General features: G+C 66.7%; 6 protein-coding genes. 1 reads left to right on the forward strand and 5 read right to left on the reverse strand.

Features of this window, described 5'->3' with window-relative positions; all coding sequences use genetic code 11:
* Window positions 1-47 precede the first annotated feature (47 nt).
* The 5 genes from RH90_RS03675 to RH90_RS03695 form a co-directional block, all read right to left on the reverse strand.
* The gene (locus RH90_RS03675; protein ID WP_010183955.1) at window positions 48-725 is read right to left on the reverse strand and encodes a 50S ribosomal protein L25/general stress protein Ctc; all 678 of its coding nucleotides are present in this window, start codon (window positions 723-725) and stop codon (window positions 48-50) included.
* A gap of 244 nt (window positions 726-969) precedes the next feature.
* Window positions 970-1833 (reverse strand): TraB/GumN family protein, encoded by an 864-nt coding sequence (locus RH90_RS03680; RefSeq protein ID WP_010183956.1) that lies wholly within the window; start codon window positions 1831-1833, stop codon window positions 970-972.
* On the reverse strand, window positions 1830-2759 hold the full coding sequence (locus RH90_RS03685; RefSeq protein ID WP_010183957.1) for a TraB/GumN family protein: 930 nt from the start codon (window positions 2757-2759) through the stop codon (window positions 1830-1832). Before RH90_RS03685 ends, RH90_RS03680 begins: the two co-directional genes overlap by 4 nt.
* 30 nt (window positions 2760-2789) lie before the next feature.
* Window positions 2790-3218, reverse strand: a complete 429-nt coding sequence (locus RH90_RS03690; RefSeq protein WP_010183958.1) for a hypothetical protein — start codon at window positions 3216-3218, stop codon at window positions 2790-2792.
* Window positions 3205-3420: a helix-turn-helix transcriptional regulator gene (locus tag RH90_RS03695; protein ID WP_037493091.1), complete on the reverse strand. Its 216-nt coding sequence runs from the start codon at window positions 3418-3420 to the stop codon at window positions 3205-3207. Before RH90_RS03695 ends, RH90_RS03690 begins: the two co-directional genes overlap by 14 nt.
* 415 nt (window positions 3421-3835) lie before the next feature.
* Here RH90_RS03695 and RH90_RS03700 point away from each other — a divergent pair, with 415 nt between their 5' ends.
* Window positions 3836-4705, forward strand: a complete 870-nt coding sequence (locus tag RH90_RS03700) for a glycine--tRNA ligase subunit alpha (protein ID WP_037492619.1) — start codon at window positions 3836-3838, stop codon at window positions 4703-4705.
* Window positions 4706-4821 lie beyond the last annotated feature (116 nt).

Genomic DNA, 4821 nt, shown 5'->3' on the forward strand with positions numbered 1-4821 from the left:
CCCACCCCAACCCCTCCCCTGAAGGGGAGGGGCTTTCGTCTTTGCGTTTACTCGGCCTTGTCGCCTTCGGCATCGTCGGCAGTGGCTTCGGCCTCTGCTTCGGCTGCCTGTGCTTCGGCCACCGAAGCCTCGAGCTCTTCGTCAGCCGCGGTCGGGACCGTCGGCGGAACGATCGTCGCGATCGCGAAGTCGCGGTCGGTGATCGCCGGGGTCACGCCGTTCGGCAGCTTGACGTCCGAGATGTGGATCGAGGCGCCGACCTCGAGACCCGCGAGCGAGATCGTGATCTCGGACGGGATGTTGGCCGCGTCGCAGACCAGTTCGAGTTCGTGGCGCGTGACGTTGAGCACGCCGCCCGCCTTGGCGATGCCGGGCGCGTCGTCTTCATCGGTAAAGGCGATCGGAACCTGGACGGTGACGGTGCTGTGCGCCGAGATCCGCAGGAAATCGACATGCGTCGGACGATCGGTGACGGCGTCGAACGAGACGTCCTTCGGCAGGGTGCGAACCTGCTGGCCACCGGCGTCGATCATGACGACCGAATTCATGAAGTGACCCGTCATGAGCAGACGCATCAGCGCCTTTTCCTCGACGTGGATCGAGAGGGGTTCTTGCTTGTTGCCGTAGATCACGGCGGGGACGCGGCCTTCGCGACGAAGCAAACGGGAGGCTCCCTTGCCAACCTGTTCGCGCGTCTCGGCTGCGAGCTCCAATTGGTCGCTCATTGCATTACTCCGAAATACGGTTGTGGTGTTTCCGGCCAGGCCTCCAGGGATGACCCTGGCCGAAGCGCGGCGCTATAGGGGAGCGGGGCGGGAAGTGCAAGACGAGGGTGCGGCGTTCCCTCTCGCACGTCACCCCAGCGAAAGCTGGGGTCTCCGCGGAAGGGGCGCGCCCGGAGAACCACGAGACCCCAGCTTGCGCTGGGGTGACGGGTGGGCCGTCGCACGATATCGCCCGCCCGTTATCCTATTCGACCCGCTCGACCTTCAGCCCCCGCGTCTGCAGCATCGCCACCACCGATCCCGGCCCGACCAGATGCCCCGCCCCAACCGCGACGAACACCCGCCCAGGCCGCGCCAGGCGCCGCACGATCGCGCCCGCCCAGCGCGCGTTGCGATCGGTCACCAGCGCCGCCCCGATCGCCCGATCGCGTCGCAACGGTGCGACATCGGCGACAAGCCCCGCCGCATCGCCGGCCTTCCAAGCCGTAAGCAGCGCGGCATCGCCCTGCGCCGCCGAAAGGGCGTCGCGCGCCGCGGCGATCAGCAGCGTGCGCTGCGACTCGGCGGGGAGGCGGTCGAACAGCCGCAATTGCCCCTCGCGGCTTTCCAGCGCGCCGATCGCCTTGCCCGCAAACGCCCGCGTCAGCACCGCCTCGACACCGTGGGCGGCATCGGCATCGGCGATATGCCCAGCCCCCGCACCGATCGTCAGCGCCGCCGCCCAGGTCTTCAGGCCATCGAGCGTTTCCGGCGATTGCCCCGCTGCAGCCATGCCGCGCGCGAGCACCCCGCGATCTGACGGGGCCACCCGGTCGAGCAACGGCGGCAAGCCCGGTTGCTGCGCCAGCGCGAGGAATTGCGCGCGCGCCGCGCCGTCGTCGGCGGGCGGCACTTCGAGGATCAGCGTGTCCGCCGCCGCGATCGCGCCTGCCACCGCTGGCGTTTGCCAGGCGACGCGTGGCGGCAGCGCATGGATCGAGCCGAACAGCCAGATCGTCGTATCGCCATCCGCCACGCGCCACAGCGCGGGATGCGCCGGGATCTCCGGCGCCTGTCCACACCCCGCCAGCGCCAGCGCCAGCCCGATCGCGGCGCCCGCGCGGCTCAATAGCGGATCCGCGTCGCGACGATGCGATGCTTGGCAAGCTGCACCTGAACGCTGTCCTTGCCCGCCAGATGCCCCGCGCCGACCGCGATGAACACCGTCCCCGGCGTCTTCAACCGTGTGTCGATCCAGTCGGCCCAGCGCGCGTTGCGATCGACCAGCAGCACCTTGTAGAGGTTCGCCTGGCCGGTCAGATCCTCGTTCATCAGCTTGCTCAGGCCCTCGGCGTCGCCCGCTTTCCATTTGTCGACCATCGCGTTGATCGTCGTATCGAATTTGTCGATGTCCTTCACGCTTTCGAGCAGGAAGGCGATCTGGTCGGCTTGCGGCAGCGTGTGGAAATAGCCGAGCTGCTGCTCAAGCGTTTCGAGCCCGATGACGGGCTTGCCCGCTGCCTTGGCGGCGGCGTCGAGCGCCATTTCCGCGCCATCCGCCGCGCTGAAGCCCGCTTTCTGCAGCGAGATCTGCGACATCGTCACCGCAGCAAACCACGGCTCGAAGCGATCGAGCGCGGCGGCGGGAACGCCGAGCTTGGTCAGCGCGGCGGCATAGGCGGCACGGCTTTTCTCGGGCAGCTTCTGCGTCAGCGTCGGGCCGGTCGGATCCATTGCGAGCGGTCCGATCACCTTCTGCGCTTGTTCGGGCGTCGGCAAAGGGATTTCGAGCACGAGCTGTCCGCTCGCGTCGAACGCCTTGCGCACCGCCGAATCGAACCAGCTGAGGTTGGGCTTGAGCGCATGGACCGTGCCGAACAGGTAGATCGTCGTGTCCTTGTCCTTGACCACCCACAGCGCGGGGTCGGCGGGGACGGAAGCGACGGGCGCGGGCACAGGCGCCGGGGTAGGGGCGGCGGTTTGCGGCGCGCTGTTGGCGGCCAGCAGCAGCGCGGCGAGGGTCACCACCGTCTGCCCTAAATCGAGCGTCTTCATCGTCGGGTCCTTCAAGAAAGGCGGGCGAGGTCAGCGCAGCTTGCGCCAGGCATAGGCAAGGCCGGTTGAGACGAGCACCGCGAGATACAGCGCCATCGCATCGGGGGCGGGGACGAGCCCGCCCTTCCACAGGATCAGCCAGACCGGATAGGCGATCAGCAGCACATTGGCGCCGACCGTCGCGGCCCAGTAATTGTCGAGTCGCTGGAGCTCGTCCATCGTGCGGTGATAGACGATGCTGCCCGCGGTGACCGCGCCGACCAGCAGCAGCGCGGCAAGGATCGCGAACCAAGCGGGCAGCGAGTCACCGGTGCTAAGCGACGCCTCGCGCGGCTCGATCAGCGCGGCGGTAAAGCCGACCGCGCCGCCGACCGCTGCAAGCGCAGCGAACATGATCAGCGTGCGGCGCGAGCGCGCGCGGTCGGCGGCCTCGCCGGGTCGGAGATCATTCCGCGTCATGGGTATTTCCGGTCTGGTCATCGAAAATCTCCTCGATCGGCATCTCGAACAGTCGTGCGAGCTTGAACGCCAAAGGCAGCGACGGGTCGTATTTGCCGGTTTCAATCGCGTTGACCGCCTGCCGCGACACGCCGAGCCGGCCGCCAAGCTCGGCCTGGCTCCAGTCGCGTTCGGCGCGAAGTACCTTCAAGCGGTTCCTCATATCGGCTTCCATCGGAGTCGCATCGTCAATCGAGCGACGACGGGCGTGCTGGATGGTCGTGCATCGGTCCCTCCATCATGCGACACTGACACTATGTCAGCTGTCCATGACTAAATGACAGTGAGTCGTGTCTATGTCAAGATACCCTGACAAAAGGTCAGTGCAGGCTGACCGCCCCCCAAATCCGTCACCCCAGCGAAAGCTGAGGTCTCCCGCTAGTCGCGCGACCACCTGGCCCCAGAGAGACCCCAGCTTTCGCTGGGGCGACGGGAGGGGCGTCGGCGCGTCTCAAACCCAACGCGAAAAGAAGCGTGCGCCTGGGCTGCTGTCGAACAGCGCCACCGCGCAGTTGAAATTCCGCGCGCCCTGCGCCAAAGCCCGCGGCGTGACCGACAGACCCCTCAGCTTCCAGGGCATGATCCTCAAGCTCCACGAATATTGGAGCCAGCATGGCTGCCTCATCCTCCAGGCCTATGACATGGAGATGGGGGCGGGGACGTTCCACACCGCCACCACGCTGCGCGCGCTCGGCCCCAAGCCGTGGAACGCCGCCTTCGTCCAGCCGTGCCGCCGACCCACCGACGGCCGCTATGGCGAGAACCCCAACCGGCTGCAGCATTATTACCAATATCAGGTGATCCTGAAGCCGAGCCCGTCGAACCTGCAGGAGCTGTATCTCGGCAGCCTTGCGGCGATCGGGATCGATCCGCTGGTCCACGACATCCGCTTCGTCGAGGACGATTGGGAAAGCCCGACGCTCGGCGCGTGGGGCTTGGGCTGGGAAGTGTGGTGCGACGGGATGGAAGTCACCCAGTTCACCTATTTCCAGCAGATGGGCGGCTTCGACATGAAGCCCGTCGCGGGCGAGCTCACCTACGGGTTGGAGCGGCTCGCGATGTACGTGCAGAATGTCGACAATGTGTACGATCTGGCGTTCAACGACGCGGGCGTGAGCTACGGCGAGGTGTTCCACGAGAATGAGGTCGAGATGTCGACTTGGAATTTCGAGGTCGCCGACACCGACAGCCTGTTCGACCAGTTCCGCAAGCATGTCGCCGAGTGCGAGAACAGCCTCGCCGCCAAGCTGCCGATCCCGGCCTACGAGCAGGCGATCAAGGCGAGCCACGTGTTCAATTTGCTGCAGGCGCGCGGGGTGATCTCGGTCGCCGAGCGCCAGGCCTATATGGGCCGCGTGCGCGATCTCGCGAAGGGCAGCTGCCAGGCGTGGATGGACAAGAATGCGGACGGCTGGAAGGCCGAATTTCCCGCGTGGAGCGTAGCGTGATGTCCCCTTTCATATCCTCCCCGGAACGGGGAGGGGGACCGCGCCCATTTTTCATGGGCGGGGTGGAGGGGGCTCTCCACACGCGCCCCACCTGCGGCACGCCCCCTCCACCATTC

Source organism: Sphingomonas sp. PAMC 26605 (assembly GCF_000241485.1).
Taxonomy (GTDB): Bacteria; Pseudomonadota; Alphaproteobacteria; order Sphingomonadales; family Sphingomonadaceae; genus Sphingomonas.